Source organism: Campylobacter canis (genome assembly GCF_045504005.1).
Classification (GTDB): domain Bacteria; phylum Campylobacterota; class Campylobacteria; order Campylobacterales; family Campylobacteraceae; genus Campylobacter_A; species Campylobacter_A canis.
Genome location: NZ_JBJJXH010000026.1, coordinates 1 through 953, shown reverse-complemented (window position 1 = coordinate 953; position 953 = coordinate 1). Strand labels below are relative to the sequence as shown.

General features: G+C 36.1%; 1 protein-coding gene. It reads right to left on the bottom strand.

Translation table 11 applies throughout. The features are described 5' to 3' along the window. Window positions 1–89: 89 nt before the first annotated feature. Window positions 90–953 (bottom strand): autotransporter outer membrane beta-barrel domain-containing protein (locus tag ACHJH3_RS11245; protein WP_407064888.1); only part of this gene is annotated, 864 nt, incomplete at its 5' end.

The window sequence follows — 953 nt, the reverse complement described above, 5'->3', positions numbered from 1 at the left end:
AAGAAATTTAAACAGAGACAAACGATAAATTTGCCTCTGTTTGTATATATTAGCTAGATAAAGAAACTAAAAAGTTTCTTTATCTAAAGTTAAAACCTCCACTGCACCCCGATACCGCCATTAACACCTCTTTTTTTACCTGTCATGCCTTGTAGGTTAAAGTCTAGCGTTAGGTTATTTGTACTGTTTAGCTTAGCACCTATCTCTGCGGCTACCGTATTTCCTTTGATGCTTGGACTGTCTATATCTAAATTATGAGTTAGGTTATATCCTTTAGCTTCGCCTTTAAACTCTCTTTCATAACTAGCACCGGTATAAAGATCAAATCTTTCGTTTAGAGTATAGTTATATCTAAAGCCGAATTTAGCAGATAATGATACGGCAGGTTTTAAAAGAATTCTATCTCCTACTACTCTTACCTCTTTTTTGCCTAGCTTATTAAAGAGCACTTTGGAGTATATATCTATATTTGATATATCATTTATATCTACTACTTTACCTAATCCCAAATGCATTCCATAGTAACTTCTAGTAGCTTCATATTTAGCGGTAGTTAGGGCAGGTATATCGCTTTCATAATCACTCTTTATCTTACCTGCTTTAAAGCTTGAGTTTAGATAAAAGCTATTAGGTAGGCTAAACTTAGTAGCTATACCAAGACCTATGTATTTAAACTTACCGTCACCTCTTACGTCTATCTTGTCAAAGTCGTTAAAGCTATCATACTTACCTCCACCAAACTCTACAAAAGCTCCTGCTTGATTTCCTTCAAACTCTTTAGCAATACCGACTGCTGCGTTAAAGCTCTTTAGATCTACGTGCGAGCCTGATTTAAGTCTAGTGTTTGATGCGCTTGTAGAAGCGAATGCTCCATTGCTATCTGTGCTAAGACTCATTGATGAGGCTAGATCTAAGCTAGATGATAGCATTCCTAGCTCTCCTATGGTTGTTTC